Below are 2,546 nucleotides of genomic sequence, written 5' to 3'. Positions count from 1 at the left end.
GCAGGGGGCGGGCCCGAGGCCATGACGGCCCGCCTGGCCCGGCACCCGGAGATCACGGACGTCGTCCTCGACGGCGAGGACCCGCTCGCCATGAGGGCGACGGAGCTCGACGCGTACGTCTCACCGCTGCTGGCCACTCCCCAGGTACGGACGATCCGTATCCGGACGAGGGCTGCGATCCACGCCCCGGAGCGCTTCCTCTCCGCGACCGACGGCGCCGCCGACGCCGACGACCTCCTCCGCGTCCTCGAACGGGTCGTCGCGGCCGGACGCCGTCTCTCGCTGCTCCTCCACCTCACCCACCCCCGGGAGCTCGACCCGGCACCGACCCGCCGGGCCGTCGCCCGCATCCTCGCGACGGGAGCGGCGATACGCACCCAGGCCCCCGTCCTGCGGCACGTCAACGACGACGCCGGAGTCTGGGCGCGCATGTGGCGGGAGCAGACCGCGCTCGGCCTCGTCCCGTACCGCATGCTCGTCGAGCGCGGTACGGGCGCGCACCGCTGCTTCGGCCTGCCGCTCGCCGAGGTCGTGGCCGTCCACGCGGAGGCGGTACGACAGCGGGTCCGGGGGCCCGCGCCCGTCGTCGGCGGCCCGGTGATGTCCACGGAGCTGGGTGCGCTCGCCGTGGACGGTGTCGTTCGGCTCGGACAGGGCCCGGCCTTCGTCCTCCGTGCGCTCCGGGCCCGCGATCCCGCGCTGGCCGGAGCCGTGGCGTACGCCCGCTTCGACCCGGCGGCGCGGTGGTGGGACGAGCTGACCCCGTACGGGCCCCGGGACCGGATCCTGATCCCGGGGGAGCCGCTGACGGCGGCGGACGTGGTGGGCTGAACGGCCCACCGCCTCCGGGGAACGTCAGGCCGCCGCGGGCGGGGCGAGCAGCCCCGCGTCCTGCCCTGCGCGACGGAGCGAGTCCGCGACGAAGCCGTTCGCCTTCAGCTCCTCGACGGTGGAGCGGAGGAAGGCGACGGTCTCGGGCGCTCGGCCGACCGTCGTGCCGACCGCCTGCCGGATCTCCATGAACCGGCCTTCGATCAGCCGGACTCCGGGATGCTCCCGTACGTACGAGGTCATGGGCCGGCGGATGCCGGCGCCCACCTCCAGGCCCTCCTCCCGGAAGGTGTCGACGCCCTCCGCGCCGCGCACGACCGTCGCGTGCGCGAGGGAACGGGAGAGGAAGAGGTCGTACGCGGAGCCCTGCTTGACGCCGATCCGGACGCCGGGCGCGTCGACCTCCTCGACGGTGGTGAGGCCGGAGCCGAGGGGGACGGCGTACACGCCCTCGATGACGACGTACGGGGCGGTGAACGCGACCTCCGTCTCCCGCGCCGGGTCCACGGCGAGGAAACAGAGGTCGGCCCGGCCGTCGGCCATCGCCTCGAAGGACTTCCGCGCCGCGTCGAAACAGAGGAGCTCGACGGGAAGCCCGAGCCGCGCCCCGATCTCCCGCGCCAGATCGACGGTGATCCCGGACGGCGCCTCGGGGGTGCCCTGCGCGAGCACCGGGTTCCCGAGGTTCACGGAGGCCCGGAGGACGCCGGTGGGGGCGAGGTCGGCGGCGAGGGCGGAGACGTGGGCTGAGTTCGGCGTGTGCGTCATGGAAGGGGAGTCCGTGTGCGTCACGGAAGGGGAGTCCAGGAAGCGTCGGCGGCGGGCTCGCGGTGCAGTCCGTCGAGGAGGGCCAGGTCCTCGTCGGTGAGCCGGATCGCGCCGGCGTCGACGTTGGCGGCGAGGTGTTCGGGGTCGCCGGTGCCGGGGATGGCGAGGAGATGGGGCCCTGGTGAAGGGTCCAGGCGATCCGGATCTGGGCGGGGCTCGCGCCGTGGGCCTCGGCGACGGCGAGGACCTCGGGGCTCTCGGGGGCGGTGGCTCCGCCCTGACGGCCGGTGGCGGCGATCGCGTAGAAGGGCACGAAGGCGATGCCCTGTTCGCCGCAGTGACGCACGAAGTCCTCGTACTCGGGGCGGACCCCGATCCCGTACATGTTCTGCACGCAGACGACGGGGGCGATGGCCTGCGCCTCGGCGAGCTGCTCGGGGGTGATGTTGGAGACGCCGAGATGGCGGACGAGTCCGGCTTCGCGGAGCTCGGCGAGGGCGCCGAAGCGCTCGGCGATCGAATCGGTGCCGACGATACGGAGGTTGACGACGTCGAGGTGGTCGCGGCCGAGCTGGCGCAGGTTCTCCTCGACCTGGCCGCGCAGGGCGGCGGGGGTGCGCGCGTGCGTGCCCCAGGCGCCGGAGGCGTCGCGGCAGGGGCCGACCTTGGTGGCTATGACGAGGTCGTCGGGGTAGGGACCGCCGAGGGCGCTGCTGATCAGCTCGTTGGCGGAGCGGAGCGGCGAGAAGTAGAAGGCGGCGGTGTCGATGTGGTTCACGCCGAGGTCGACGGCCTTGCGCAGCACGGCGATCGCCTCGTCGCGGTCGCGGGGTACGGCGTGCTCGACGAGAGCCTCACCGCGCTGGGGCAGCCGCATGGCCCCGAACCCGACGCGGTTGACGGTGAGGTCCCCGAGGACCCAGGTGCCGGCGGCGGAGGCGGGGGCG

General features: G+C 74.3%; 1 protein-coding gene and 2 pseudogenes. 1 reads left to right on the top strand and 2 read right to left on the bottom strand.

From position 1 onward, the window contains the following. Positions 1 to 831, top strand: a pseudogene (locus AOK00_RS32525) (lysine 2,3-aminomutase); the annotation flags it as partial. 24 nt (positions 832 to 855) lie between these two features. Here the strand turns inward: AOK00_RS32525 and AOK00_RS32520 are convergent. Both AOK00_RS32520 and AOK00_RS37795 read right to left on the bottom strand, forming a co-directional pair. Next, positions 856 to 1,599: a transporter substrate-binding domain-containing protein gene (locus AOK00_RS32520; RefSeq protein WP_055603758.1), complete on the bottom strand. Its 744-nt coding sequence runs from the start codon at positions 1,597 to 1,599 to the stop codon at positions 856 to 858. Between the two features lie 20 nt (positions 1,600 to 1,619). Then, positions 1,620 to 2,546, bottom strand: a pseudogene (locus tag AOK00_RS37795) (aldo/keto reductase); the annotation flags it as partial.

Source organism: Streptomyces aureus (genome assembly GCF_001418135.1).
In the GTDB taxonomy this organism is placed as follows: Bacteria; Actinomycetota; Actinomycetes; order Streptomycetales; family Streptomycetaceae; genus Streptomyces; species Streptomyces aureus_A.
Note: the sequence above shows the minus strand (reverse complement) of the source record. Positions and strands in the feature narration are given on the sequence as shown.

Bases quoted from the DNA above. Each gene is read 5' to 3' on its own strand.
- AOK00_RS32520 (WP_055603758.1), bottom strand. From the start codon at position 1,599: ATGACGCACACGCCGAACTCAGCCCACGTCTCCGCCCTCGCCGCCGAC.